21 protein-coding genes and 1 tRNA gene are annotated in these 25,807 nt (G+C 75.2%); 16 read left to right on the top strand and 6 right to left on the bottom strand.

Features of this window, described 5'->3' with window-relative positions; genetic code table 11:
* Positions 1-6 precede the first annotated feature (6 nt).
* From ACOJUI_RS13815 to ACOJUI_RS13785, 7 genes are all read left to right on the top strand, one after another.
* On the top strand, positions 7-1,224 hold the full coding sequence (locus tag ACOJUI_RS13815; RefSeq protein WP_422115515.1) for an anhydro-N-acetylmuramic acid kinase: 1,218 nt from the start codon (positions 7-9) through the stop codon (positions 1,222-1,224).
* A gap of 63 nt (positions 1,225-1,287) precedes the next feature.
* Positions 1,288-2,418, top strand: a complete 1,131-nt coding sequence (locus tag ACOJUI_RS13810; RefSeq protein WP_422117673.1) for a thiamine pyrophosphate-dependent enzyme — start codon at positions 1,288-1,290, stop codon at positions 2,416-2,418.
* The gene (locus ACOJUI_RS13805; protein ID WP_422115514.1) at positions 2,415-3,398 is read left to right on the top strand and encodes an alpha-ketoacid dehydrogenase subunit beta; all 984 of its coding nucleotides are present in this window, start codon (positions 2,415-2,417) and stop codon (positions 3,396-3,398) included. Before ACOJUI_RS13810 ends, ACOJUI_RS13805 begins: the two co-directional genes overlap by 4 nt.
* 37 nt (positions 3,399-3,435) lie before the next feature.
* Complete coding sequence (locus ACOJUI_RS13800; protein WP_422115513.1) at positions 3,436-4,890, top strand: dihydrolipoamide acetyltransferase family protein; 1,455 nt, start codon at positions 3,436-3,438, stop codon at positions 4,888-4,890.
* Positions 4,891-4,945: 55 nt separating this feature from the next.
* Positions 4,946-5,521 (top strand): fluoride efflux transporter FluC, encoded by a 576-nt coding sequence (locus ACOJUI_RS13795; protein WP_422115512.1) that lies wholly within the window; start codon positions 4,946-4,948, stop codon positions 5,519-5,521.
* Positions 5,518-5,931 (top strand): fluoride efflux transporter FluC, encoded by a 414-nt coding sequence (locus ACOJUI_RS13790; protein WP_422115511.1) that lies wholly within the window; start codon positions 5,518-5,520, stop codon positions 5,929-5,931. Before ACOJUI_RS13795 ends, ACOJUI_RS13790 begins: the two co-directional genes overlap by 4 nt.
* Entirely contained in the window at positions 5,928-7,640 is a 1,713-nt protein-coding gene (locus ACOJUI_RS13785) for a copper resistance D family protein (protein ID WP_422115510.1), read from the top strand. Before ACOJUI_RS13790 ends, ACOJUI_RS13785 begins: the two co-directional genes overlap by 4 nt.
* A gap of 75 nt (positions 7,641-7,715) precedes the next feature.
* On the opposite strand, the gene ACOJUI_RS13780 is transcribed toward ACOJUI_RS13785, so the two are convergent.
* From ACOJUI_RS13780 to ACOJUI_RS13770, 3 genes are all read right to left on the bottom strand, one after another.
* The gene (locus tag ACOJUI_RS13780; RefSeq protein ID WP_422115509.1) at positions 7,716-9,149 is read right to left on the bottom strand and encodes a flavin-containing monooxygenase; all 1,434 of its coding nucleotides are present in this window, start codon (positions 9,147-9,149) and stop codon (positions 7,716-7,718) included.
* Positions 9,150-9,311: 162 nt separating this feature from the next.
* On the bottom strand, positions 9,312-10,202 hold the full coding sequence (locus ACOJUI_RS13775; RefSeq protein WP_422115508.1) for a DUF1345 domain-containing protein: 891 nt from the start codon (positions 10,200-10,202) through the stop codon (positions 9,312-9,314).
* Positions 10,199-11,200, bottom strand: coding sequence for an N-acetylglucosamine kinase (locus ACOJUI_RS13770; protein WP_422115507.1), 1,002 nt, complete (start codon positions 11,198-11,200; stop codon positions 10,199-10,201). The genes ACOJUI_RS13775 and ACOJUI_RS13770 overlap by 4 nt, the downstream gene beginning before the upstream one ends.
* Before the next feature lie 186 nt (positions 11,201-11,386).
* Between ACOJUI_RS13770 and ACOJUI_RS13765 the strand changes: the two genes are divergently transcribed.
* From ACOJUI_RS13765 to ACOJUI_RS13735, 7 genes are all read left to right on the top strand, one after another.
* On the top strand, positions 11,387-12,376 hold the full coding sequence (locus ACOJUI_RS13765; RefSeq protein WP_422115506.1) for an N-acetylmuramic acid 6-phosphate etherase: 990 nt from the start codon (positions 11,387-11,389) through the stop codon (positions 12,374-12,376).
* Positions 12,377-12,464: 88 nt separating this feature from the next.
* Positions 12,465-14,147 carry an ABC-F family ATP-binding cassette domain-containing protein gene (locus ACOJUI_RS13760; RefSeq protein WP_422115505.1) on the top strand — a complete coding sequence of 561 codons (1,683 nt, stop codon included), beginning with the start codon at positions 12,465-12,467 and terminating at the stop codon, positions 14,145-14,147.
* Positions 14,148-14,253: 106 nt separating this feature from the next.
* Positions 14,254-15,537, top strand: coding sequence for an O-acetylhomoserine aminocarboxypropyltransferase/cysteine synthase family protein (locus ACOJUI_RS13755; protein ID WP_422115504.1), 1,284 nt, complete (start codon positions 14,254-14,256; stop codon positions 15,535-15,537).
* Positions 15,538-15,590: 53 nt separating this feature from the next.
* A complete protein-coding gene (locus tag ACOJUI_RS13750) occupies positions 15,591-16,295 on the top strand; it encodes an HAD family hydrolase (protein ID WP_422115503.1) in 705 nt (234 codons plus the stop codon).
* Positions 16,292-16,972, top strand: a complete 681-nt coding sequence (locus tag ACOJUI_RS13745) for an HAD family hydrolase (protein WP_422115502.1) — start codon at positions 16,292-16,294, stop codon at positions 16,970-16,972. Before ACOJUI_RS13750 ends, ACOJUI_RS13745 begins: the two co-directional genes overlap by 4 nt.
* 114 nt (positions 16,973-17,086) lie before the next feature.
* The gene (locus tag ACOJUI_RS13740) at positions 17,087-19,030 is read left to right on the top strand and encodes an NHL domain-containing thioredoxin family protein (protein ID WP_422115501.1); all 1,944 of its coding nucleotides are present in this window, start codon (positions 17,087-17,089) and stop codon (positions 19,028-19,030) included.
* A gap of 544 nt (positions 19,031-19,574) precedes the next feature.
* Positions 19,575-21,611 (top strand): pyrophosphatase, encoded by a 2,037-nt coding sequence (locus tag ACOJUI_RS13735; RefSeq protein ID WP_422115500.1) that lies wholly within the window; start codon positions 19,575-19,577, stop codon positions 21,609-21,611.
* Positions 21,612-21,651: 40 nt separating this feature from the next.
* Here ACOJUI_RS13735 and ACOJUI_RS13730 read toward each other — a convergent pair whose 3' ends face one another.
* Together ACOJUI_RS13730 and ACOJUI_RS13725 are read right to left on the bottom strand one after the other, a co-directional pair.
* On the bottom strand, positions 21,652-22,227 hold the full coding sequence (locus ACOJUI_RS13730) for a TetR/AcrR family transcriptional regulator (RefSeq protein ID WP_422115499.1): 576 nt from the start codon (positions 22,225-22,227) through the stop codon (positions 21,652-21,654).
* 379 nt (positions 22,228-22,606) lie between these two features.
* Positions 22,607-22,677: transfer RNA gene (locus ACOJUI_RS13725), tRNA-Gly, on the bottom strand.
* A gap of 205 nt (positions 22,678-22,882) precedes the next feature.
* Here ACOJUI_RS13725 and dcd point away from each other — a divergent pair.
* Together dcd and ACOJUI_RS13715 are read left to right on the top strand one after the other, a co-directional pair.
* Positions 22,883-23,476: a dCTP deaminase gene (gene dcd / locus ACOJUI_RS13720; RefSeq protein WP_422115498.1), complete on the top strand. Its 594-nt coding sequence runs from the start codon at positions 22,883-22,885 to the stop codon at positions 23,474-23,476.
* A complete protein-coding gene (locus ACOJUI_RS13715; protein WP_422115497.1) occupies positions 23,473-24,348 on the top strand; it encodes a hypothetical protein in 876 nt (291 codons plus the stop codon). Before dcd ends, ACOJUI_RS13715 begins: the two co-directional genes overlap by 4 nt.
* 44 nt (positions 24,349-24,392) lie before the next feature.
* Here the strand turns inward: ACOJUI_RS13715 and ACOJUI_RS13710 are convergent, their stop codons facing one another.
* A complete protein-coding gene (locus ACOJUI_RS13710; protein WP_422115496.1) occupies positions 24,393-25,745 on the bottom strand; it encodes an MFS transporter in 1,353 nt (450 codons plus the stop codon).
* Positions 25,746-25,807: the final 62 nt, after the last annotated feature.

Raw genomic sequence — 25,807 nt, 5'->3', positions numbered from 1 at the left:
CTCGGCATGATGTCCGGGACCAGCCTGGACGCGATCGACGTGGCGCTGGTCGACTTCTCCCGGGAGCCCGACCGTCCCGCCACCCTGTGCGGGCGAGTGCTCCACATCGGGGAGCGTCCCTGGCCCGGGGCCACCCGCGAGGCGCTGCGGGCGGCGCTGCCCCCGGCCGGCTCCGACGTCGGGACCTGGAACCGCCTGCACGCCGCGGTGGGGGAGGCCTTCGCGGGCGTCGCCGCCGAGGTGCTGGGGCGCCATGGCGGCGCCGATCTGATCGCCACCCACGGACAGACGCTCCACCACGACGTCCGCCCCGACGGCACCGTGGCAGGCACCCTCCAGATCGGGGATGCCGCGCGGATCGCCCGGGCCGCCGGCATCCCCGTGCTGCACGACCTGCGCGCGGCCGACGTCGCCGCCGGCGGCCAGGGCGCGCCGCTGGTCCCGCTGCTGGACCAGCTGCTGCTCGGCGGGTACGACGCACAGCGCACCGCGGTGCTGAACATCGGCGGGATCTCGAACGGCACCCTGGTCGGACCGGCCGAGGTGATCGCCGGGGACCTGGGGCCCGGCAACGCCCTGCTCGATGCGGCCGTCCACGCCGCCACCGGCCGGCCGGCCGATCTGGATGCGGCTCTGGCCCGCACCGGCACCGTCGACCCCGATGCCCTGGCGATCCTGCTCGCGGACCCCTTCTACACCCGTCCGCTGCCCCGCTCGACCGGGCGCGAGCACTTCGACGGCGACTACGTGCGCCGCATGCTCGGCCCCGCCGCCGCGGCGCTGAGCCTGCCCGACCTGCTCGCCACGCTCGTCGAGCTCACCGCGGTCACCATCGCCCACGAGATGACGCGCCTGCGCCCCACCCGGGTGGTCGCCTCCGGCGGGGGGATGCACAATCCGCTGCTGCGCTCCCGGCTCGCCGCCCACCTGGACCCGGTGCCCCTGCTGCCCGCCGACGCGCTCGGCATCCCCGGGGACGGCAAGGAGGCGCTGCTGATCGCCCTGCTGGGATATCTCGGCGCCCACGGCCTGCCCGGCACCCTCCGGCGCGGCGACGGCACCGCCCACACCGGGGCGCGCGAGCCCGTGGTGCTGGGCTCGCTCACCCCGCCGCACGCCCTGCGCCTCCTGTCCACCACCGCGGCCGACCACGGCCCCGTCGACCGGCTGCTGCTGCTCCCTTCGGCCCCGACCAGCGGTCCTTTCTTCCCTACGGCACCGTAGGTTACGCTCGCTGCCGTGAGTGTCTTCCGATCCACGATCCCTGACGTCGCGGCCGACGAGCCGATGGTCCAGCTCCTGGCGGCCGACGGCTCCCGCACCCCGCACCCCGAGCTCGACGCCGTGCTCGAGCAGGGCGCCCTGGCCACCCCCGCGCGGCTGCGCGGCTACTACCGGGACATGGTGATGATCCGCGCCGCGGACCTCGAGGCCACCAGCCTGCAGCGCCAGGGGCAGCTGGGCCTGTGGGCCAGCGCCCTGGGCCAGGAGGCGGCGCAGATCGGCGCCGGGCATGCCGCCCGCGAGCAGGACTACCTGGTGCCCACGTACCGCGAGCACGGCATCGCCTGGGCGCGCGGCATCGAGCCCTGGCGCCTGCTCGAGCTCTACCGCGGCATCAGCCACGGCGGCTGGGATCCCAACGAGCTGCGCACCCACCCCTACATGATCGTGCTCGGCGCGCAGGCGCCCCATGCGGTGGGCTACGCGATGGGCCTGCAGCGCGACGGCGTCGTCGGCACCGGCGACACCGCCACCGACACCGCGGTGCTGGCCCTGTTCGGCGACGGCGCCTCCAGCGAGGGCGAGGTCGCGGAGTCCTTCACCTTCGCCGCCTCCTTCCGCACCCCGGTCGTCTTCTACACCCAGAACAACCAGTGGGCGATCTCCGTGCCCACCTCCGTGCAGTCCCGGGTGCCGCTGGCCCAGCGCTCCCGCGGCTGGGGGATCCCCTCGGTGCGGGTCGACGGCAACGACGTCCTCGCCGTGCTGGGGGCGGTCCGCAGCGCCCTGGACGCCGCCCGCGCGGGGGAGGGACCGCGCTTCATCGAGGCCGTCACCTACCGCATGGCCGCGCACACCACCAGCGACGACGCCTCCCGCTACCGTCCCGCCGCGGAGGAGGCCGAATGGGCCGGGAAGGATCCGATCCTGCGCCTGCGCCGCCACCTCGAGCAGCTCGGCGAGATCGACGAGGCCTATGTGGCCCGCTGCGACGAGGAGGCCCACGACCTCGCGATGCAGCTGCACCACCACATCCACGGCATGGAGGACCCGGACCCGGTGGGCATGTTCGCGCACGCCTACGCCGAGCCCCATCCCGTCGTCGATGCCGAGCGGGAGGAGTACCTGCAGTACATCGCCCAGTTCGAGGACGAGCACGAGCAGGCCGCGACGGACGGGCAGGGACAGCGATGAGCAGCATGAACCTTCCCATCGCCAAGGCCATCACGGCCGGGCTGCGCGACGCGATGCACGCCGACGACAAGGTGATGCTGATGGGCGAGGACATCGGGGTCCTGGGCGGGGTCTTCCGCGTCACCGACGGGCTGCACGCCGAGTTCGGCGACCTGCGCGTGGTCGACACCCCCCTCGCGGAGGCCGGCATCGTCGGCACCGCCGTGGGACTGGCCGTGCGAGGCTACCGCCCGGTGGTCGAGATCCAGTTCGACGGCTTCGTGTACCCGGCGTTCAACCAGATCACCACCCAGGTCGCGAAGATGCACAACCGCACCCTGGGGCGCGTGAAGATGCCCATCGTCATCCGCATCCCCCACGGCGGCGGCATCGGCGCGGTCGAGCACCACTCCGAGAGCCCCGAGGCGCTGTTCGCCCCCACCGCCGGACTGCGGATCCTGGCCCCGGCCACCGCGCAGGACGCGTACTGGATGACCCGCCAGGCCATCGAGTGCGAGGACCCGGTGATCATGCTCGAGCCCAAGCGCCGCTACTGGGTCAAGGGCGACGTCGATCCCGACCACCGCCCCGAGCTGACCCCCTGGCAGGCGAAGGTGGTGCGGCCCGGCACCGACGCCACCCTGCTGGCGTGGGGACCGAGCATGCCGCTGGCCCTCGAGAGCGCCGAGGCCGCGGCCGCCGACGGGATCGACCTCGAGGTCATCGACGCCCGCTCCCTGTCCCCGGTGGACTTCCCGACCATCGCCGCCTCGGTGCGGCGCACCGGGCGACTGCTGATCGTCCACGAGGCCCCGGTGCTCGGCGGCCTCGGCGGCGAGATCGCCGCCCGGATCAGCGAGCAGTGCTTCTACCACCTCGAGGCCCCGGTGCTCCGGGTGGGCGGCTACCACCTGCCCTACCCGCCGGCGCGGATGGAGCACGCCTTCCTGCCCGACCTCGACCGCGTCCTCGACGGCGTGGACCGCCTGCTCGAGCACTGACGGCGGTCCCCGCCTCCCGCGTGAAAGGATCACGACCATGAATGCCGCCCCGTCCACCGCCTCCGGTGCGATCGTCACCATCACGCTCACCGACCCCGGTGAGGGGCTCACCGAGGCCGAGATCCTGGAGATCAAGGTCGCCGTCGGCGACCGCGTGGAGATCAACGACCCGGTGGTCGAGGTCGAGACCGCCAAGAGCGCCGTCGAGCTGCCCAGCCACGTCGCCGGCACCGTGGTCGCGATCCTGGTGGCCGTCGGCGACGAGGTGCCCGTGGGCACCGGGCTGCTCCAGGTCGACACCGCCGGCGGTCCCGCCCCGGCCGCGACCGGCCCCGCGCAGGACGCACCGGCGCAGGACGACCCTACGGACGAGCAGCCCGAGGCCGAGACGCCGGCCGCGCCGGCTGCGGCCGACGAGGAGCCCAAGAACCTGGTCGGCTACGGCGCCTCGAGCGCCCCCCAGCGCCGCCGCCGGCGCCGCGGCGCGCAGGACCAGGGCGACGAGCAGCAGGTGCCCATCGACCGCATCCTCGCCAAGCCCCCCGTGCGCAAGCTCGCCCGCGACCTGGGCGTTGCCCTGCACGACGTGCTGGCCACCGGGCCCGAGGGCACCGTGACCCGGGACGACGTGCTGGCCGCCCAGCAGCGCGCCTACGGGGACGAGGGCCGCGTCGGCGGCGTCGATCATGACGGCGCCTACTTCCCCGAGGAGTCGCCCCAGGCCCCCGAGGGACTGGGCGGGGCGATGAAGAGCACCCGGGACCAGCCCTTCGCCGGGGTCACCAGCGACGACCGCACCACCCGGGTGCCGATCCGCTCGGTCCGCAAGCGCACCGCCGAGGCGATGGTGGCCTCCGCCTTCACCGCCCCCCACGTCACCGTCTTCAACGAGATCGACATGACCCGCGCGGTGGAGATCGTCACCGCGCTGCGGGCCGCGCGCGAATGGGCCGACGTCAAGGTGAGCCCGCTGGCGGTGATCGCGAAGGCGCTGCTGGTGGCGATCCGCCGCAACCCCGAGGTCAACGCCTCCTGGGACGAGGCCGCCCAGGAGATCGTCTACAAGCACTACGTGAACCTCGGCATCGCCGCCGCCACCCCCCGCGGCCTGATCGTGCCCAACCTCAAGGATGCGCACCTGATGACCCTGCGCGAGCTCGCCGAGGGGATCAGCGAGCTCGCCAAGACCGCCCGCGCCGGCCGCACCTCGTTGCGGGACACCCGCGACGGCACCATCACCATCACCAACTACGGCGTCTTCGACATCGACTCCGGCACCCCGATCCTGAACCCCGGCGAATCCGCGATCCTCGGCGTCGGCGCCATCAAGGAGAAGCCCTGGGCGGTCGACGGGCAGGTGGTGCTCCGCCAGGTCGCCACCCTCTCGCTGAGCTTCGACCACCGCCTGATCGACGGGGCCCTCGGCGCGGAGCTGCTGCGCGACGTCTCCGCGGTGCTGGAGGACCCGGCGCTGGGCCTCGTGTGGGGTTGAGCGCCTCCGCCCTCCCGCACGGCCGGGTCGGAGCCCGCGTCGGTACGCTGGTGCGGTGACCTCCAGCCCACCCCCCACCCCGCGGACCTGGCGCCGCGACGACCCGCGGATGCGGACGGTCGAGATGGCCGCCGTGCACCTCGACGAGGTCACCGAGGCGCACACCCTGGGCTCGGGTCCGATCCCGCCCCGGGCCGCGCTGTGGCAGGCGGGCCTGCTGGTCACCGCCGGCGGTGCCCTGGGGGCGCTGCTGCGCTTCGCGCTGATGGAGCTCGCCCCCGCGGTCACCACCCCGACCCTGGTCGAGGTGCCCTGGGCGACGCTGTGGATCAACGTGCTCGGCTGCCTCGCCCTGGGAGCCCTCAACGGCGTGCTCGAGGTGCGCCCCGGCCGGGCCTGGATGCATCCGCTGCTCGGCACCGGGCTCTGCGGCGGCTTCACCACCATGTCCACGGTGGTGCTCGAGGGCTCCGCGATGGTCGGGGCGGACTTCCCGATCATCGCCCTGGGCTATGCCGCGATGACCATCGTGCTGTGCCTGGGCGCGGTGACCGTGGGCCTGCTCCTTGCCCGCAGGATCGCGCGGCCCGCCCCGGCCGTCCGGGCCCCGCGTCCGGGGGCCGGGACATGAGCACCGCGCAGCTGCTGCTGGCCGCGCTCCTGGTGGGCGCCGGCGGCGGCCTCGGCTCCGCGGCGCGCTGGGGGCTGCGGGAGCTCGGGCTGCACCTGGCGGCCCGCGGCGAGGCGGAGCGGGAGGAGCTGCGGGTGCGGGCCACGATGACGTTCCTCGCCAACATCCTGGCCTGCTTCGTGCTGGGCCTGGTGGTGGCCCGGCTGGGCTCGGCCGCCGGCACCGGGGAGTACGTCTACCTGCTGCTGGCCGCCGGGTTCTGCGGCGGCCTGTCCACCATGTCCTCGGCCGCGTCCGACGTCGTCGAGCTGACCCGTCGCGGCACCTTCACCCTCGCCCTGGCCTACCTCATGCTCAGCATCGGGGCCGGGATGGCGATGCTCTGGCTGGGACTGGTGATCGCCTCATGACCGCCGCTGCCGCCGCGCGGCCCCGCCCCGCCGTCGCCCTGCTGCTGCTCGGCGCGCTCGCCGTCCTCGCGGCGCTGTCCGTGCTCGCGGCCGACGCCGCCGGCGGGGACAACGCGGTGCTGCTCGACGCCGGTCCGATCGCCCGCCGCGGCGCACCGGTGGCGGCGATGATCGCCGACCTGGCCGGGGCCGTGGCCCTGGGCGGGGCGGTGGTGGCGGGCTGGCTGCTGCGCGACGCCGCGGGCCGCGCCCGCGCGCTGGCGGTGGTCGCGGTGACCGCCGCCCTGACCACCCTGGCTCGCGGGGCCGCCCTGGCCTTCTCCTACGCGGTCGCGACCGGGCAGGCCGTCGGCTCCCCGCGGTTCGGCTCCGACCTCGCCGTGTTCCTCGCCACCGACCTCGGGACCTGGCTGGCGACGGGCCTGGCGGTCACGGCCGCCGCCACCACCGTCGCGGTCCTCGGCACCTCCGCGGGCATCGCCCGCGCGGTCGCGGCGCTGATGGGCCTGGCCGCCTTCGCGAGCGCCATGACCGGCCACGGCGCCGGCGACGAGACGCACGAGGTCGCCACCTCGACCATGCTCGTGCACCTGCTGGCGGTGGGGATCTGGCTCGGCGGACTGGCCGTGCTGCAGGTGCTGTCCGCCCGCGGCCGTGACGACGAGCAGGTGGTGCGCGGCTACTCCCACCTCGCCCTGATCTGCTGGGTGGCGCTCGCGCTGAGCGGCGTCTGGGCGCTCGCGGTGCGGATGAACGGGCCCGCCGAGATCCTCACCAGCGCCTATGTGCAGCTGGGGGTCGCCAAGGCCGCGCTGCTGGTCCTGCTCGGGGTGCTCGGCGCCCTGCAGCGCCGCCAGCTCGCGGGCGAGTTCGGCGGCCCTGCCGGGCGTCACGCCCGGGCCACCTACCGGCGCCTGGCCCTGCTCGAGCTGGCCCTGTTGGGTCTCGCCGTCGCCCTGGCCGCGGCCATGAGCTCCTCCCCGCCGCCGGCCGAGGCGGGCGCCCCGCCCACCGGTACGGCCGGGATCCTCACCGGGTATCCGCTGCCGCCGGCGCCCGACCTGGTCGCGGTGCTCACCGCCTGGCGCCCCGACCCCTTCGGCATGGCCCTGGCCTGCGTGCTGGTGCTGGCCTGGTGGCGGCCCCGCGCCCCGCAGCGCTCCCGCGCACAGAGCCGGCGCCTGCTGCTGGGGGCTCTCGCGCTGGTGCTGCTGACCAGTGGACCGCTGAACGTCTACGGCAAGGTGCTGGTCTCCGCGCACGTCCTCCAGCACCTGCTGCTGGTGGTCGCCGCGGGGCTGCTGATCGGCAGCGTCGGAGCGGTGCCGAGGTGGCTGCGGGGGCTGACGGACGGCCGCTGGTGGCGGGCGGCGCTGCTGGCCGCGCTCGGTCCGCTGCTGCTGGTCGCGGGCTATGCGGGCCCCTTCCTGCGGCTCGCGCTCGACGGCCATGCCGCGCACCTGCTGCTGCAGATGATCGCCCTGGTCGGGGGGTGCTCACCGCGCAGGCGGTGCGCAGCCTCCGCGCGGGGGCGCGTCCCTGGCAGCGGCTGCTCGTGGCCGGGGCGCCCCTGCTGGTGGGGCTCGGCGCCGGGACGGTGCTGGTCAGCACCGAGGTGCTGCTGGCGGCGAGCTGGTTCGGGGCGACCGGACGCACCTGGTGGGCCGACGCCCTCGCCGATCAGCAGCGGGCCGGGGCCCTGGTGCTGATCGGGGTGGCGCTGACCGCCGCGGTGGCGGCGATGATCGCCGCGGGCCGGGTCCGCCGCAGCCGCTCGGCCTGACTCAGGCCCGGTCGAACAGGGCGCGCACCGAGTGCAGCCGTGCCAGCAGGGTGTCGCGGTCGACGGCCGGGACCAGCTGCTCAGCGTGCTCCCGCGGCGGGGCGACGGCCGTGCGGGCGGTGACGCGGTGCGCGCCGAGGGCCCCGCCGACCCGGCCCAGCAGTCCGCCGTCGGCGGCGAGGGACGCGGTGGGCACGGCGCTCTCGGCCCCGGCGCGCAGGCGCCGGAACCGCTCGAGGGCGGGGGAGGAGCCCTGGGTCGTGGCGGCCAGCATGTAGGCGGCGATGTCCGCCTGCTCGACCAGGATCGGCAGCACGCCGCCGGAGGTCCGCTGCTGGCCCAGGATCACGAGGTCGTCGCGGCCGCGGGCGAAGGCGCCGAGGAACAGGTCGAGGTCCCCGGAGGCGGTGCGGGGCACGAGGTCGGCCGGGAGGTGGTCGGCGCCCGACTCGTAGCCGGTGGCCAGCACGATCAGGTCCGGTGCGAAGGACACGGACCCGGAGCGGGCACCGGTGCCGCGGTGGGTGACGGTGCCGTCGGCGGCGACGCCCACGACCTCGCCGGCGGGGGTGATCCGGCCCTCCCGGACCCGGTCCAGGACGTCGTCGGAGACGATCACGGTGTCCTCGAGCAGCGGGGCGGCGGGGCGGGGCAGGCCCACGGCGGAGGGGTCCCCCGCCACCCGCGAGACGACGGAGCGGGCGATCCTCGCGTTCAGACCGCCCAGCGCGGCCGGCTCGCGGGCGGCGATCACGTCACCGGGCAGGCCGGCGATGCGGCGCGGCACCACCCAGTGGCCGGTGCGGACCGACCAGCGCACCTCGAGGGCGCGTCGGGCGGCGTCGACCGCGATGTCCGCGGCGGACTGGCCGGAGCCGACCACCAGCACCCGCCGGCCCTCGAGGCCGTCGGCCCCGTTCCACTCCTTGGAGTGGATCACCCGCACGGAGGCGGGCACGTCGGCCGCCCAGTCCGGGCGGTGGGGCCGCTCGGAGATGCCGTGCGCGGAGATCACCGCGCGGTAGACGGTGATCTCGCCGGTGCTGAGCTCCACCTGCCACACGCCCTCCTCGAAGGGCCGGGCCGAGCGCACCCCGACCCGGGGGCGGAAGTGGTCGGTGAGGTCGTGCCGCGCGGCATAGGCGCGCAGGTACTTCGACATGTGCGTCGGGCCGAGGAACTGCGGGAAGGAGACCGGCTGCAGCAGGTCCTCGTACTGGGTGAACTCGCGCGAGGAGATCATCTCCATCGTCGGCCACACCGGCGTGTCCTCGCGCTCCGGGGCCCAGATGCCGCCGACGTGCCGGGCGCGGTCGACCAGGTCGAAGGGGACCTCCAGCGCCTTGAGGGCGGCGGCGGCGGCGAGGCCGGCGGGCCCGGCGCCGATGATCAGCACCTTGTCACGGGTGGGGATCTGGTCGTGGAGCTCGGTCATCGAGGAGTGCCTTCCGAGTCGGGCGGCGCGCGGGGGCCGGGACGCTCCCCGGACACCCTGCTCAGCGGCGGGCGGACGTCAGCCATCCTAGTCGTCGCCCACCCGGAGGGACGCCGGGCGGGCGAGTCGGCGCAGGCGAGGGGCCCACCCCGGGCTCGGCGCTCAGGCGACGGCGGTGATCACCGCGGAGACCCCGAGGGTGATGATGATGGTGGTGGTGACGTGGGCGAGGACCACGTGGTCGCGGACCAGGCGCCGGGCGGGCGCGGTCAGCGGCGTGAGGTCGCCGGCGCCCGAGGAGGACTGGATCAGCACCGCGCCGTACAGGTACTCGGCGATGGCGCGGTCCGCGGCGGTGGTGCCCGGCAGGGTGAACGCCCTCCCGTCGGCGTCCTCGGCCGCGTACTCGAGCGCGAAGGACGTCACCGCCCCGATCCACGCCGCCACCACCGCGGCCGCGGTGAGCGCGAGGAGCGCCGCGATCGGCAGCCCGGCGGGCGGGGACAGCAGCAGCAGGACCGCGATCATGGCGATCAGCAGCATCTGCAGCGCCTCGTTCAGGGCGGTGGACTGCCCCACGGACCAGCGGTAGAAGCGCACCTGCCGGCGGGCCCGCGGCAGGCGCGCGGCGGCGATCAGCCGGCTGCGCGGCTGCCCGATCAGGGCGTACAGGGTCAGCCCCGCGAAGATGACCGAGTAGCTCGAGAGCATGACGATCAGCAGCACCAGGAACAGCGCGAGCTCGAGATCCGCGGCGCCGCGGACGCCGGTGAGCAGCCGGAGCGAGCCGACCACGGCGAGGCCGCACAGCAGACAGGCCAGCCCGGAGACGATCCGGCGCAGGTTCTCCGACAGCAGCCGCCGCCGCAGCGGCTGGGCGGAGCGCCGACGCCGGCGCGCCCGTCGGCGCTGCGCGGCGGTGCGGGGACGGGCACCGGGCGGCGGGTCCGCCGCCGCAGGCACCTGCTCCGGGGTCCGCGTGGCCTCTGCAGCCGGGGCAGCCGTCTCCTCGGGGTGCGGGTGGGGGCGGTCGGTGTCGGTGGCTCCGGTCATGGGACCATCCTGCCCGCCAGCTCGCGGGCCAGGCGCAGCGCTCCGGGCAGGCCGTCCGGCACGGTGCGGACGGAGCGGCCGCGGGTCCGGAGCCCCTGCTCGACGCGGGTCCGCAGCGGCCCCGGGGAGGCGAGGACCGAGCCGGTCAGCACCACCGGCAGCGCGGCCTGCGCATCCAGTGCCTCCGCCGCCTCCAGCAGCTGCCGGCTCGCGGTGGTCAGCAGATCGTGGGCGACGGGATCCTCGGCGACCCTGCCCGGCAGCGGGGCGAAGCGGCCCAGCGCGGCCGGTTCCCCGACCGGCAGCCGCTCGTCGAGGGCGCGGATGAGGTCCTGGCGCGGATCCCCGGTGGGGGAGGGCGGTCGCCGCCCCTCCCGCAGGTCGAGGCCCAGCAGCGCGCCGACCTCCTCGGTGAGCCGGGTGCGCGGACCGCGCCCGTCGAGGTCCGCGGCGACCGCCTCCAGGGTGCGCCGGCCCAGCCAGACCGCCGAGCCCACGTCCCCGAGCAGCCAGCCCATCCCGTCGCGGCGGGCGACCGGCTGCCGCTGCTCGAAGCGGACCGTCACCGCGCCGGTGCCGGCGATCATCAGCAGCCCGTCATCGCCCACCCCGCCGGAGAGGAAGGCGGTGAGATGGTCGTCGGTGACCAGCAGCCGGTCCGCGGCGATGCCCAGCTCCGCCAGGTGCGCGGCCACGGCGCGGCGCACCTCGGGCGCCCGCGCCGGCCCGGCCCCGGAGACGCCGAGCGCCACGGCCGCCACCTCGCCGTCCGCTCCCAGCTCCCGGCGACCGCGCTCGAGCACCGCGCGGACCGATCCGGCCAGCGTCTCCAGCGCCGCCGCGCCCGAGGAGCGCAGGTTCGCGCCGGCGCCGGTGACCTCGGCGAGCACCGGCCCGTCCAGCGGGGCGATCACCAGGCGCGAGCTGGTGCCGCCGATGTCACCGGCGATCACCACGGGGGCGGTGCCCGCCGCCCCCTCGACCTCGGATGCGCCCATCTGGATCCCCCCTCGCCGGCCCGGAGCTCCACATCGTAGGAGGTCCCGGACGGGAAGACCGGCCCACAGCCCGGGCCCGCCTCGCTACGCTGGGCACCCGGGCCGCCCCCACCGGGGGAGAGCGGCCCTCGCCCCGGGCGCAGCGCCGCCTCCCGGGCCCCACCCGCCGGCCCTCCAGGAGGCACCGTGAGCACCCCCCGCCGGGACCCGCACCCCGCCACCACCGATCTCGACCTGATCGCCCTCGCCTCCCCCACCGAGGAGCGCAACCCCCGCAGCGCCGAGCTCGACACCCTCGACGCCCGCGGCATGGTGGAGGTGATCCTCGCCGAGGACGCGGGGGTCGCCGCCGCGGTGCAGGCCCAGGCCGGGCCGATCGCTGCGCTGGTGGACATCTGCGTGCGCGCGATCGCCGCGGGCGGCACCGTCCACTACGTCGGGGCCGGCACCTCCGGCCGGCTCGGCGTGCTCGACGCCGTCGAGCTCGCCCCCACCTTCGACGCCGACGCGTCGATGATCACCGCCCACCTGGCCGGGGGCCCCGGCGCCTTCCTCACCGCCGTCGAGGGCGCCGAGGACGACGAGGAGGCCGGGGCCGCGCTGGTGCGCACGGCGTGCGCGGCCGGTGATGTGGTGATCGGCCTCGCCGCCAGCGGCCGCACCCCCTTCGTCGGCGGCGCGCTGCGGGCCGCCCGCGAGGCGCAGCTGCCCACGGCGCTGATCTCGGCGAACCCGCGGGCCGCGCTCGCCGCCGCCGCGGACCTGCCGATCCTGCTGGACGTCGGCCCCGAGGTGGTCACCGGCTCGACCCGGATGAAGGCCGGCACCGCGCAGAAGCTGACCCTGAACGCCCTGTCCACCTCGATCATGGTGCGCCTGGGCACCACCTTCGGGAACCTCATGATCCAGGTGCGGCCCACCAACGCCAAGCTCGTCGCCCGCACCGTGCGGATGCTGGTCCAGGCCACCGGGGAGGCCCCCGAGCGCGCGAGCGCGGTGCTCGAGGCCGCGGGCGGCAGCGTCCGCCTGGCGCTGGTGGCGCTGCTGGCCGGGGCGGACGTGGACGCCGCCCGCACCGCCCTCGAGCAGCACCCGCGCGACCCCGAGCGCCGCGGCGACCCGGCCGGGATCCGCTCCGCGGTCGCCGCGCTGCGAGGCGCGCAGAAAAGACCGTGACGTGGGCGCTCGGCCGTCCTAGACTCCCCGCCATGCGCCTGTGATCAGCCCCGCCGTCACCCCGCCCGACGCGACCAGGAGCTGATCCATGCCGGCCCGCGCCCCCAGCACCCTTCCCGCCCCCACCGGCGGCCCCGCCCTGCACCTGCGGGCCGACGCCGTGTCCTTCTCCTTCGCCGAGGAACGCGTGCTCACCGACGTGAGCCTGGTGGTGCCGGCCGGCCGGCCCACCGGACTGCTGGGGGAGAACGGCACCGGGAAGTCGACCCTGCTGCGTCTGCTCGCCGGCGAGCTGACGCCCACCACCGGGACCGTCACGGTCCCCGGCCCGATCGGCATGCTGCACCAGGAGCTGCCCACCGGTGCCGGGGCGACGCTCGGCGAGGTCGTGGCCGACGCGCTGGAGCGCTCGCGGCGTCTGGAGCAGGAGCTGAGCGCGGCGGGGGAGGCCCTCGCCGCCTCTGACGGCGACCCGCCACCGCGCACCGCCCGCCGCTACGACGACCTCCTCGCCGCCGCCCTCCTCGCGGACGTCTGGAACGCCGACCGGCGCGCCGAGGAGGTCCTGGCCGGGCTGACCCTGGGCGGGATCGACCCCCGCACCCCGCTCACGGCGATCAGCGGCGGACAGCGGGAGCGGCTGGCGCTGGCGCACCTGCTGATCGCCCGTCCCACCACCTGGCTGCTCGACGAACCCACCAACCACCTCGACGACGACGGCGCCGCCTTCCTCACCGCGGCCATCGCCGCGCATCCCGGGCCGGTGCTGATCGCCAGCCACGACCGCGCCTTCCTGGACGACGCCACCACCGCCCAGCTGGACCTCGATGCCGCCGAGTCCCCGGCCGCGGAGGCACCGGGCGGGCTGACCGCGTACACCGGCGGGTTCAGCGACTACCTGCTGGCCCGCTTCGAGGCCCGCGACCGCTGGGAGCACCGCTGGCGCGCGGAGCAGGAGGAGCTCGCAGCGCTCCGCCAGGCGGTCGCGGACTCCGCGAGCGTCGGACATGAGGGCGCCGCACCGCGCAGCGAGGCCAGGGCGTCGAAGAAGTTCTACGCCGATCGCAACGCCACGGTGGTCTCGCGCCGCCTGCGCCGGTCCCGGGCGCGGCTGCGGCAGCTCGAGCAGGACCAGGTCCGCAGACCGCCCGCGGAGCTTCACTTCACCCATCTCCCGGCCCCCTCCGGGCGCGCCGCCGCGGGGGGCGCCGTGCAGCTGGCGGTGAGCGGCGTCGAGGTCGCGGGACGGCTGGCTGCGACCTCCTTCAGCCTCTCGGCCGGGCAGCACCTGCTGGTCACCGGCGCGAACGGCGCGGGGAAGTCCACCCTGCTCGACGTCGTCACCGGGCAGCTCGCCCCCACCGCCGGCACCGTGGACCATCCCCGCGGCCTGCGCATCGGCCACCTCGGCCAGGACGACGAGGCCCCCCGCGGCCGCACCGTCGGCCAGCACCTGGTCAGCGCCCTCGGCGGCGCCGGATCGACGACCGCGGAGCTCCCCGAGCTGTTCGGCCTGGTGCACCCCCGGGACCTCACCCGGCCCCTCACCGAGCTCTCCCGGGGGCAGCTGCGGCGGGTGATGCTCGCCGCGGTGCTGCTGGACCCGCCCGAGCTGCTGGTGCTCGACGAGCCCACCAACCACCTCGCCCTGGTCACCGCGACCCGCTTCGAGGCGGCGCTGGCGAACTGGGACGGCACCGTGCTGATCGCCTCCCATGACCGCTGGCTGCGCCGCCGCTGGACGGGCGAGGTGCTCGAGCTCGGAGGCTGAGAGCATCGGCCCCGTCCCCCTCCCGTCACATGCGTTCACGACCGGTCGACACCGCCCCACCGCCCGGGCACGCTGAGCGCGACACCGCTTCCCGAAGGAGCCCGCCATGACCGAGCAGCACAAGTTCGAGACCCTCGCCGTCCACGCCGGCCAGGCCCCCGATCCCGCCTCCGGCGCCCGGGCCCTGCCGATCCAGCAGACCACCAGCTTCGTGTTCCCCTCGGCGCAGTCCGCCGCGGACCGCTTCGCCCTCGCCGAGGCCGGCCCCATCTACACCCGCATCACCAACCCCACCCAGTCCGCGGTCGAGGACCGGATCGCCGCGCTCGAGGGCGGCGCCGCCGGGCTGCTGGTCGCCTCCGGTCAGGCCGCGATCACCCTGTCGATCCTGAACCTCGCGAACGCCGGGGACTCCATCGCGGTCTCGCCGAGCCTGTACGGCGGCTCCTACAACCTCTTCAAGCACACCCTCAGCCGGCTCGGCATCACCCCGCAGTGGGTGCAGGACCCCACCGATCCGGAGTCCTGGCGGGCCGCGGCCGACCAGAGCACCCGCGCCTTCTTCGTCGAGTCGATCCCCAACCCCAAGCAGGACATCCCCGACCTGCGCGCGATCGCCGACGTCGCCCACGAGGTCGGGGTGCCGCTGATCGTGGACAACACGGTCGCCACCCCGTTCCTGCTGCGCCCCCTCGAGCACGGCGCCGACGTGGTGGTCCACTCGGCCACCAAGTTCCTCGGCGGCCACGGCACCTCGATCGCCGGCGCGATCGTGGACGGCGATAGCTTCGACTTCGCCGCCCACGCCGAGAAGTACCCGCAGTTCACCCAGCCCGACGAGTCCTACAACGGCCTCGTCTTCGCGGGCCTGCCCGGGGCCTTCGCGACCCGCGCCCGCACCAACCTGCTGCGGGACCTGGGCCCGGCCGTCTCCCCGTTCAACGCCTTCCTCATCGGCCAGGGCCTGGAGACGCTGCCGCTGCGCATGGAGCGCCACCTCGCCAACACCCGCCAGGTCGCCGACTTCCTCGAGGCCGACCCCCGCGTGGGCACCGTGACCTGGGCGTCGCTGGACTCCTCCCCGTACAAGGCGACCGCCGACCGGTACCTGCCCCAGGGCTCCGGCAGCGTGCTCGGCTTCCTCCTGCCCGGCGGGCTCGAGGCCGGCCGCCGCTTCGTGGACGCCCTGACCCTGCACTCCCATGTGGCCAACATCGGCGACGTGCGCAGCCTGGTCATCCACCCCGCCTCGACCACCCACTCGCAGCTGAGCGAGCAGGAGCAGCGAGCTGCCGGCGTGGAGCCCGGCTTCGTGCGGCTCAGCGTCGGCATCGAGCACATCGACGACATCCTCGCCGACCTCGAGCGCGGCCTCGCCGCGGTGAGCTGAGCGGCCCGGCGGGCGGGCGCACGGCGTGCAGGAGCGGTCGATACGCTGACCGCATGACCTCCGAGCACCGCGACCTGCCCGCCTCCCCGCTGGATCAGTGGCCACCGGCCTGGAGCCCGGCCGCGGTGATCTTCGACTGCGACGGGCTGCTGGTGGACAGCGAGGGGCAGTGGGTGGACCTGCAGAACGACTACCTGGCCCGCCACGGGGTCGCCCTGGATCCGGCGGTCCGGCGCTCCATCACCGGGCGCGCCGCGGAGGTGGTGGTGCTCGCGATCGCCGCGGCCGTGGACAAGGACCCGCACGCGGTCGGCGCCGAGCTGCTGGACGAGCACCGCAGCTCCATCGGCGAGCAGCTCAGCCCGATGCCCGGCGCCCTGGAGACGCTGCGGTCCGTCGCCGCCGTGCGCCCGGTGGCGGTGGCCTCGAACTCCCCGCGCGAGATGCTCGACACCAAGCTGGCCGGCCTCGGCATCGCCGACCTGGTCGACTGCTCGATCGCGCTCGAGGACGTCGAGCAGCCCAAGCCCGCCCCCGACATGTACCTCGCCGCGGCCGCCGCCCTGGGCGCCGACCCGACCGACTCCCTCGGGTTCGAGGACTCCGAGACCGGGGCCGAGGCCGCGCTGGGGGCCGGGCTGCAGCTGATCGCGGTGCCGTCCATCCCCGGCCAGGAGCCGCGCGCCCCGCGCCGGCTGTCCGACCTCGCCGACCCGGTGCTGGCCCAGTGGATCGCCGGCTGGGAGCAGCGCCGATGAGCAGCGCCGTCCCGGCCCGCTTCGCCGCGGCCTTCGGGGACTGGACCCCGCGGGCGGTGGTCTTCGACTGCGACGGGCTGCTGCTGGACACCGAGTCGGTGTGGCAGCGCGCCCAGGACCTCGTCGTGGACCTCCACGGGGCGCGGCTCCAGGCCGACGACGAGGCCGTCCTGCACGGCTCGACCATCGAGATCGCCGCCGAGCTGATCGCCCGCCGCGCCGGCCACGACGAGCAGGAGGTCCTGGCCGACCTGCACCGCGAGTTCGACGCCCAGCTCGGCGGCGGCATCCGCCTGATGCCCGGCGCCGCCGAGATCGTGGCCGCCGCCGCGGCCAGGGTGCCGCTGGGCTGCGCCTCGAACTCCTGGCTCGCGGCGCTCGAGGGCAAGCTCGCCGCGGGCGGCCTGCGGGAGCACTTCGCGGTGCTCGAGGCCTCCGACACCGTCGAGCACGCCAAACCGGCGCCGGACATGTACGCCGCCGCGGCCCGCGCGCTGGGCGCGCTGCCCCGGGACACCCTGGCCCTCGAGGACTCCGGCACCGGGGCCCGCGCCGCCCGCGACGCCGGACTGCGCCTGCTCGCCGTCCCCGCGCCCGGGCATCCCGCGCCCCCGGCCGACCTCGCCGTGGACGCCCTGACCGACCCCGATCTGGCGGCCTGGATCGCCACCTGGTGAGCGCCCCGGTGCCCGCCCCGGGCCCGGCGCGCCGGCCCCGGCGGCGCGACACGGATGTCCGCCCATGTCACCCGAGTTCGCCTCCCTGGGCCGGGGCGGTGTTCACTGGACCCCATGAGCACATCGTCCGATCCCTCCCAGCCGCTGACCGCCCGCGCCCACGGCTCCGCGCTGCGCGGCCGCGGGTGGCTGAACACCGGCGGCGCGGACCTCGATCTCGAGTCCCTGCGCGGCAAGATCGTCCTGCTCGACTTCTGGACCTTCTGCTGCGTGAACTGCCTGCACGTCCTCGACGAGCTGCGTCCGCTGGAGGAGAAGTGGGAGCAGGAGCTGGTCGTCATCGGCGTCCACTCCCCGAAGTTCGAGTTCGAGAAGGACCCCGAGGCGCTCGCCGCGAACATCGAGCGGTACGAGGTCACCCACCCGGTCATCGACGACCCGGAGCTGGAGACCTGGAGCGAGTACGGCGCCCGCGCCTGGCCCACCCTGATGGTGCTCGACACCCATGGCCGCATCGCCGGCAACCTCTCCGGCGAGGGGCACGCCGCGAACCTCGACCTGCTCATCGAGCAGCTCGTGGCCGAGGGCGAGGCCGACGGCTCCCTGCGCCGCGGACCCGCCCCGACGGTGCTGGCCGAGCGCAGCGAGCAGACCCTGCGCTTCCCCTCCAAGCTCACCACCCTCCCCGACGGCCGCCTGGTGGTCTCCGACGCCGGGCAGCACCGCGTGGTGGTCTTCCAGGACGACGGCTCCACCGTGGACGCGGAGATCGGAACCGGCCGGCGCGGACACGCCGACGGCGACGCCGAGCAGGCGCAGTTCGCCGAGCCCAACGGCGTCCTGGCCCTGCCCGCGGAGATCGCCGCCGAGGTCGGCTACGACCTGCTGGTGGCGGACACCGCGAATCACCGCCTGCGCGGGATCAAGGTCGGCCAGGACCGCCTGCTGCGCTCCCGCTCGGCGACCGTGGTCACCACCGTCGCCGGCACCGGCGCGCAGTGGATGCAGGGCGCCCCGCTGCCCCGCGGCGAGGGCGACGCGCTCGACTTCGCGCTGTCCACCCCCTGGGACCTCACCTGGTCGCACGTCCTGCAGCGCGCCGTGATCGCGATGGCCGGCGTCCATCAGCTGTGGACCTTCGACCCGGTCACCGGGGCGCTGCTGGTGCTCGCCGGCACCACCCAGGAGGGCCTCGTCGACGGCCCCGTCGTCACCTCCTGGTGGGCCCAGCCCTCCGGCATCGACGAGCTGCGCGACGGTCGCCTGGTCGTCGCCGACTCCGAGACCTCCGCGATCCGCGTCCTGGACCCGCACACCATGCAGGTGAGCACCCTGGTCGGCGAGGGGCTGTTCGACTTCGGCCATGTCGACGGTCCCGCCGGACCCGGGGGAGTGGCCCGCCTCCAGCATCCGCTGGGGGTCACCGCGCTGCCCGACGGCCGGATCGCGGTCGCCGACACCTACAACGGCGCCATCCGCATCGTCGAGGAGCACCCGGGCACCGAGGACGGCGCCCCCGCCGGTCCCGCCACCGTGGTCACCGTCGCGACCGACCTCAAGGAGCCCTCGGACGCCCTTGTCGGCCCCCCGATCGACGGCATCGGGCAGCTGGTGGTCGTCGAGTCCGGCGCCCACCGCATCACCTGGGTGCCGGTGGCCAAGGCCGCCGAGCGGATCATCGACCAGGGCGCCCAGCGCTCCGAGCGGCCCGTCACCGAGGTCGGCCCCGGCCCGCTGACGGTGCGGGTGCTGTTCACCCCGCCGCCGGGTCACAAGCTCGACGACACCCTCGGCCCCTCCACCCAGGTCACGGTCTCGACCACCCCCACCTCGATGCTGGCTGCCGGGCACGGCGTGGACACTGCGCTGGAGCGCACGCTCGAGCTGGACCCCGCCTACACCGAGGGCGTCCTGCACGTCAGCGCCCGCGCCGCCTCCTGCGACGCCGATCCCGCCGTCGAGTTCCCCGCCTGCCACATGCACCAGCAGGACTGGGGGGTCCCGATCCGCGTGGTCGAAGGCGGCCCCACCGAGCTCGACCTGTCCCTGCTCGCCTGAGCCCGTGCCCGTCACCCGGCGGGGTCCCGGCGCCCCGGCCCCCCGGGACCCCGCCGGGCGGGCCCGCCCGCTCCGCGCCCTCTCATCGGAAGTTGACCCGTGGATCTGATCACGCAATTCCCCCTCGGCGATGACCTCGCCGTGACCCTCCTGGTGCTCGGCGCGCTCGCCGTCGCCGCCCTGGTGGTCGGCGCCGTCGTGCCCAGCCGCCTGCACCGCGACGAGGACAGCGAGGAGGTGGACCAGGACCTCGGCCGCCGCCTCGGCGGGCAGCTGCTGTCCTCGGGATCGATCCTGCTGTGGGTGGGACTGCCGCTCGCGGTGCTGCTGTACCTCGCCCCCGGCTCCACCGACGACCGCATCCTGCGCTCGGCGCTGCTGCTGGTGGGCCTCGCGCTCGGCCCCCTGGCCGCCTGGCGCGGGCTCGCCGTCCAGCTGGCCGCGCTGGGCCTTCCCGGGGGAGCGCCGCGCGGCGCTGCTGCACCGGCTGGGGGCGCTCACGGTCACCGGGGCGCTCGCCCTGGCCATCCTCCCGATCGTCATCGTGGTCTGGTTCCTGCAGGCCGCCGCCGCTCCGGCGCTGATGGCCCTCGCCGCCGGCGCCGCGATCTCCGCACTGGCCATCCGCCTCTGCGCGGCCCCGGTCGAGACCGCCGCCTCGGCCGCCGCGGTGCTGGTGGGCACCGACGAGCACGAGCTCGACGCCGACGACCCCGGGAACCTCGGCGGGCCGCACCTGCGCAGCGCCCGGATGGTCCGCCACGGGGCCGCGCTGAGCGCCGACCTGGTGGCGCTGAGCACGGCGGGAGCCGCCGTCGGCCTGCTGCTCGGGGTGCCGGTGCTCGCGGCCGAGGGCATCATCACGGTGCTCCTCGCGCTGGGGGTGGCGATGCTCGCCGCTGCCGCGGCCGCCGTGGTCCCGCACCGGGGACGGCCCGGCCTCGAGCGCGCTGCGCTGCAGCTGGGCGGCATCATCCCCGCCGTCCTCGGCGGGGCGGCAGCGGTCGCCGCGGCCGCCCTGTGGATCCCCTCGCGGTACAAGGACCTGCGCTTCGAGGACGTCGGCCTGGAGAACTTCACCGACCCCGCCATCACCGGCGGCACCCCCACCCCGCGCACGGAGCTCGAGCCGATGATCGAGCAGGCCCTGACCGACATGGGGCAGTGGGTCTCCCAGACCGACGAGTCCCAGTACGCCAGCGCCTTCCTCGACGTGCTGACCCTCTACTCGGTCACCCCCAACGTGGTGGTGGCCATCGCACTGGGCCTCGGCGTGCTCTCCGCCCTCGCGCTCGCCCAGCTGCTGGGCGGCGCCGGCCACCGCTTTGGCGGGAGCGTGCTGCGCGCCGCCCGCACCAGCCGCACCGGCGGCGCCCTCGGCATCACCGCCGGCCTGGGCTCGACCGCGCTGCTCGCCGCCGGCGGGATCGCCCTGCTGGTGCTCGTCACCGCGGTCCTGAACGTGCTCGCCGCCGGCGTGCCCTCGCTCGCGCTGGCCCTGCTGGCCCACGCCGGTCTCGGCGCCCTGATCGTGGCCGCGGCCTGCGCCGGGCCGCTGCTGGCACCGGTCCTCGCGGATCGTCCCGAGGCCGCCGTGGGGCTGCGCAACGCCGCCGCCGCGGCCGCCACCGGCCCGCGCGGGGTGATGCTGCTGTCCGGTCTGCTGACCGCCCTGGCGGCCCTCGGTCCGGTGGTCAGCGCCCTGCAGCTGGCCCCGCGGGCCGCGACCATCTGGGAGGACCGCTCCCTGCACGCCCTGACCCCCTCCGCGCTGCCCCTGCTCGGCGGGATCGCGCTGGGCGTGCTCACCGTGCTGCTGGTGACCTCTGCGGTGCTGGACGGGGCCCGCCGGCTCGGCGCGAACGCCGTGGTCGAGACCCGGGCGTCCCTGCTCGAGGGCCGCGGCCGCGCCGAGCTGGGCGAGCTCGCCGAGATGGTGCGCCGGGCGGCCGCGCCCGCCCTGGTGGTGGCCGTCCTCGCCCCGATCGTGGCGGGCTTCGGCCTGGGCCCGGCCGCTCTGCCGGGACTGATGATCGGCGTCGCGCTCACCGCGGCGGGGCTGGGCCTGTGGATGATCGGCGCCGCCTCGACCCTCGAGAACGCGGCGGCCGTGATCGGCTCCGGCCGCTACGGCGGTCGCGGCTCCTGGGGTCACTCCGGAGCGCTCGGCGGAGCCGTGCTGACCGGCACCCTGCGCGCCGCGATCGGCGCGGTGGCGCTGCCGCTGCTGCTGACCACCTCCCTGGTCTCCGCGCTCGCGGTGAGCGCGGTGGTGGGCCTGAGCACCGACGGCACCAGCCACTTCCTGCGCTGGGGCGTGGCGGCGCTCGCCATCATCGTGGCGCTGACCTGCTGGGTGATCGCCGCGACCGCTCCCGAGGTGGACCTCGAGGACGGCGAGGCGGAGCTGTCCACCCCGCTGTTCGCTCGCGCCGACGACGCACCGGCCGACACCCTGGCCGCGATGGACTGGGAGGTCGGCGACGAGGACGTCGAGCGCACGCCCGCGCGGGCGCGGGGGAAGCGGCGTCGCGGCGCCGCGGACGACGATGGCCGGGCGCCGGAGGACGCGAAGGACTGAGCGGGGGCCTCAGACCCGGGCGCCGCGGGGAGCGCGGGTCTCAGACCTGGGCGCCCAGCCCCCGCAGCACGAAGTCCTCGAGGGCCTGGCGGGAGTGGCGCTTCGCCGAGGAGCCCACCAGCAGTCCGTTGATGATGCGCACGGTGGCGTCCACGTCGAGGTCGGCCGAGAAGTCGCCGCTGCGGATCCCGTCGGTGACGATCGTGCGCAGCACGTCCTCGATCAGCACCACGTGCTCGCGCATGCGGGCGGCCGTCTCCGGGCTCAGCGCCGTCCGGGCGGAGGTCTGCGGGATGTGGAAGACGACGTTGAGGTCGAGCTGGGTGCGCACGTAGGCGACCACCGCGTCCCGCGGCGTCGCGGAGTCGCTGACCCCGGCGCGCAGCTGGGCGATGTAGTCCGTGGTCTCGTGGATCGCGAACTCGACCAGCAGGCTCTCGCGGTCGGGGAAGTGGTTGTACATCGCGGTCCGGCCCACGCCGGCCGCCGTGGCGATCCGCGAGAACGTGATCGCGTCGTACTCCAGGGACTCCAGCAGCTCGGACAGCGCGGAGAAGACCTTCTCCCGCGTGCGTTCGCGATGCTCCTCGAGGGACCCGCCGATGATCTTGGGCATGCCGCATTCTTACACTTCTTGACCAATCGACAGAACCCGGGCGATCGCGGTCCGAGGGAGACGTCGCACCAGCTCGTGTCCGCAGCGGGCAGGGGTGACGAACTGGGGGGAAGCGCGGCGTCTGCCGGTCCGCGGTGACGAACACGGGGGAACAGGGCAGCGCATCGCCCCACTTCGTCACCCGCGATCTCACTTCGTCACCCGCGGTCAGCGGACGCCCGCGACAGGGATGCGCCGTGGGCGCGAGCCGCCCGCGACAGGGGGAATCCGCAACCGGTGGCCACCGGGAGCCGCGCCGAGCTCGCCCGAGAGCCGCCCGCGGCCGGGAATGCGAAAGGCGCGTCACCGTCGAAACGGGTGACGCGCCTTCGGAGCAGGGAGCGGGTGACGGGAATCGAACCCGCGCTATCAGCTTGGGAAGCTGAAGTTCTACCATTGAACTACACCCGCGACATGCCGCCCGACCTGCGGTGAGACCCTTCCGGGTCGCCGTGGGACGTGCGAACGCTGACCAGCATACCAAGGTTCCGGGGGTGCTCCGGCCCGTCGGACGCCGGGCGGCAGAGGTCGACGGACCACGACGACGGACCGCGGCGGCGGACCACGGGGCGGGACCGACCGCACCCAGGGTGACCGGCGGGCTAGGCTGGTCGCCGTGCTGCTGAGCGATCGTGACATCCGGGACCAGATCCAGGCCGGCCGGGTGCGACTGGACCCCTTCGACGACGAGATGATCCAGCCCGCCTCGGTGGACGTGCGGATCGACCGCTTCTTCCGTCTCTTCGACAATCACAAGCACGCGATGATCGACCCCGCCGTGGAGCAGGCCGACCTGACCCGCATGGTCGCCGTCGGCTCCGACGAGCCGTACATGCTGCACCCGGGGGAGTTCGTGCTCGCCTCCACCTACGAGCAGATCACCCTGCCGGACGACATCGCCGCCCGGCTCGAGGGCAAGAGCTCGCTGGGGCGTCTGGGCCTGCTGACCCATTCGACCGCCGGCTTCATCGACCCCGGCTTCCAGGGCCACATCACCCTCGAGCTGTCGAACATGGCGACCCTGCCGGTGGCCCTGTGGCCGGGCATGAAGATCGGCCAGCTGTGCTTCTTCCGCCTCTCCAGCCCGGCCGAGCGCCCCTACGGCAGCGCCGGCAACCTCAACCGGTACCTCGGCCAGCGCGGCCCCACCCCGTCGCGCTCCGCCCAGAACTTCCGTCGCACCCGGATCCCCGTGGAGGAGGAGCAGTGACCGCTCCGGTGGAGCCCCCGGCCGCCGAGTCCCCGACCCCCGAGCCCCCGGCCTCCGAAAGCCCGGCTCTTGAGTCCGCGCGCACCCAGCACCGCCTCCAGCTGCCGCGGCACACCGCGCCGCAGGACGTGCTGACGATGGCGCGCAACGTGCGCCCGCTCGCGAGCATGGACGAGGACGGCGTGATCGAGCTCGGGGACCAGGTGCGCCTGGTGGCCGACCGGTCGCCGCGCGGCGCGGGCCGCTGGACCCTGGAGACCCCGCGGGAGCGGGAGGACCCGGCCCCCGCGGACATGGGCGACTCCCACGGCTACGGCCGCGCCTTCCCCGAGGGGATGCCGTTCGGGGTGGAGCGGCAGGCGCTGGACCTGGCATGGTCGCTGGGACGCCGACTCCACGGCGCGGTGGTCACCGACGCCGGTGAGCGCCTCGAGCCCCACCCCTTCCACGTGCGGGACCTGACCGTGGTCAGCCCCCACGCCCTGGCTCCCGAGTCCCTCGCCGAGCTGCTGGCCCCGCTCGAGCCGGAGGCGGAGCTGGACCAGGTGCCCGAGGGGACGCCCCGCGCCGGGTACAGCGCCGCGGTGCCGCTGCCCGGCGGGGACGAGATCGCGGTCCGGGTGGGCCGCAGCTCCCGGCCGACGGCGCTGGCCGCCCTGGGCTGGCTCGACCGTGCGGTGGACTACGAGCTCGTGCACCTGCCGGCGGACCCCGAGGAGGACGCCGTCGAGTTCCCGACCCCGGAGGTCGCGGAGCGGTGGCAGCTCGCCTACCGCCGGATCGGGCTGATCGCCGGACTGCTCGCCGAGACCGTCGGCGGGTACGTCGTGGACCTCGAGGGGTTCCTGGTCGCTCCCGCCGACCTCGCCTGAGCGAGGGCCCCGGGGCGCGCGCCCGCCACCACCCCAGCCGGCCCTCAGGCCCGGACCGCGGCCCGACCGGCGGCGCCGAGCCGGATCGGCAGGAACGCCACCAGCCCCAGCGCCAGCACGATCACGATCCCCAGGATGCCGGTGCGGGTGTCGCCCGCGATCGCGACGGTCGCGGCGAAGGCGGCGGTGCCCAGGAAGCCGAGGGCGCGCCCGGTGGTCGCGTAGAGCCCGAAGTTCTCGGTCTCCCGGCCCGGCTGCGAGAGCCGGGTCAGCAGGTTCCGGGAGGCGGACTGCACGGGGCCGACGAAGAGGCAGATCGCCAGGCCCGCCACCCAGAACACGGCGGTCGCGGGGAACACCAGCACCACCAGGCCCAGCACGATGATGCCCAGGCAGCCGCCGATGATCACGGGGCGGGGGCCGACCCGGTCGTCGATGCGGCCGCCGAGGAACACCCCGCAGCCGGCGACCAGGTTCGCGCTGATGCCGAAGATGATCACCTCGACCGTGGAGAAGCCGTAGGCATTGGCTGCGAGCACGCCGGCGATGGAGAACACCGCGCCCAGTCCGTCGCGGTAGACCGCAGAGGCGAGCAGGTACTGCAGCAGCACCGGCTCCTCCTTGAAGGCGCGCACCACGCGCCGGATGACGCTCGCATAGCCCTGCAGCGGGGTCCACCGCTGCGCGGGGGCCGTCGCCGGGTGCCGCGGCGCCTTGAGCATCAGCGGCAGCGTCCCGACCAGGATCCACAGCGCCACGAAGAGCGGGATCGCGCGGTAGTTCCAGCCGCCCTCGCCGGTGATGCCCAGCAGACCGGTGCCGGGCATCACGAACAGCACCAGCACCATGCCCAGGCACACGATGGATCCCCAGTAGCCCACCGCCCAAGCCGTCCCCGAGACCCGACCGCGGTTCTCGGGGGAGGAGATGTCCGGCAGCACGGAGTTCACGAACACGCCGGCGAGCTCGCTGAACACCACCGCCAGGGCGATCAGCACCGCCCCCAGCACCAGGTAGTCGGAGTCCAGCGCCACCAGCGGCATCAGCGCGACCACCACCACGGTGGCGACGGTGGTGATGCGCAGCAGGGTGTTGCGGGCGCCGCCGCGGTCGGCGAGGTTGCCCAGCAGCGGTGCCAGCAGCGCGACCGCGACCGCGCCGATCGACTGCCAGGTGGTCAGCACCTGCGAGCCGTGGTCCTGCGCGGCCTTGATCGCCTCCTCGCCGACGGCGCCCTCGGAGGCGACGGCGCTGGCGACGTAGGTCGCGAAGACGAAGGTGAGGATGACGGAGCTGAAGGCCGACATGCCTCCGTCCCAGAGGGCGAAGGGGACGACGGGGGGACGCGGGGAGCGGCGGGCGCGCACGCCGGCCCGCGGATCCGAGGTGGTGGCCATGGGCACACTCTAGGGAACCCGGCGCGAGGAAAGGCTCACGTCCATGCCCGATCCCCAGGTTC

It is taken from the genome of Brachybacterium sp. UNK5269 (assembly GCF_049266655.1).
Lineage (GTDB): Bacteria > Actinomycetota > Actinomycetes > Actinomycetales > Dermabacteraceae > Brachybacterium.
This window is presented reverse-complemented; position numbering and strand designations above follow the sequence as displayed.

Bases quoted from the DNA above. Each gene is read 5' to 3' on its own strand.
- ACOJUI_RS13770 (WP_422115507.1), bottom strand. From the start codon at position 11,200: ATGGGCGCATCCGAGGTCGAGGGGGCGGCGGGCACCGCCCCCGTGGTG.
- ACOJUI_RS13760 (WP_422115505.1), top strand. From the start codon at position 12,465: ATGCCGGCCCGCGCCCCCAGCACCCTTCCCGCCCCCACCGGCGGCCCC.
- ACOJUI_RS13805 (WP_422115514.1), top strand. From the start codon at position 2,415: ATGAGCAGCATGAACCTTCCCATCGCCAAGGCCATCACGGCCGGGCTG.
- ACOJUI_RS13745 (WP_422115502.1), top strand. From the start codon at position 16,292: ATGAGCAGCGCCGTCCCGGCCCGCTTCGCCGCGGCCTTCGGGGACTGG.
- ACOJUI_RS13810 (WP_422117673.1), top strand. From the start codon at position 1,288: ATGGTCCAGCTCCTGGCGGCCGACGGCTCCCGCACCCCGCACCCCGAG.
- ACOJUI_RS13710 (WP_422115496.1), bottom strand. From the start codon at position 25,745: ATGGCCACCACCTCGGATCCGCGGGCCGGCGTGCGCGCCCGCCGCTCC.
- ACOJUI_RS13780 (WP_422115509.1), bottom strand. From the start codon at position 9,149: ATGACCGAGCTCCACGACCAGATCCCCACCCGTGACAAGGTGCTGATC.
- ACOJUI_RS13740 (WP_422115501.1), top strand. From the start codon at position 17,087: ATGAGCACATCGTCCGATCCCTCCCAGCCGCTGACCGCCCGCGCCCAC.
- ACOJUI_RS13755 (WP_422115504.1), top strand. From the start codon at position 14,254: ATGACCGAGCAGCACAAGTTCGAGACCCTCGCCGTCCACGCCGGCCAG.
- ACOJUI_RS13800 (WP_422115513.1), top strand. From the start codon at position 3,436: ATGAATGCCGCCCCGTCCACCGCCTCCGGTGCGATCGTCACCATCACG.
- ACOJUI_RS13775 (WP_422115508.1), bottom strand. From the start codon at position 10,202: ATGACCGGAGCCACCGACACCGACCGCCCCCACCCGCACCCCGAGGAG.
- ACOJUI_RS13790 (WP_422115511.1), top strand. From the start codon at position 5,518: ATGAGCACCGCGCAGCTGCTGCTGGCCGCGCTCCTGGTGGGCGCCGGC.
- ACOJUI_RS13785 (WP_422115510.1), top strand. From the start codon at position 5,928: ATGACCGCCGCTGCCGCCGCGCGGCCCCGCCCCGCCGTCGCCCTGCTG.
- ACOJUI_RS13730 (WP_422115499.1), bottom strand. From the start codon at position 22,227: ATGCCCAAGATCATCGGCGGGTCCCTCGAGGAGCATCGCGAACGCACG.
- ACOJUI_RS13750 (WP_422115503.1), top strand. From the start codon at position 15,591: ATGACCTCCGAGCACCGCGACCTGCCCGCCTCCCCGCTGGATCAGTGG.
- ACOJUI_RS13815 (WP_422115515.1), top strand. From the start codon at position 7: ATGATGTCCGGGACCAGCCTGGACGCGATCGACGTGGCGCTGGTCGAC.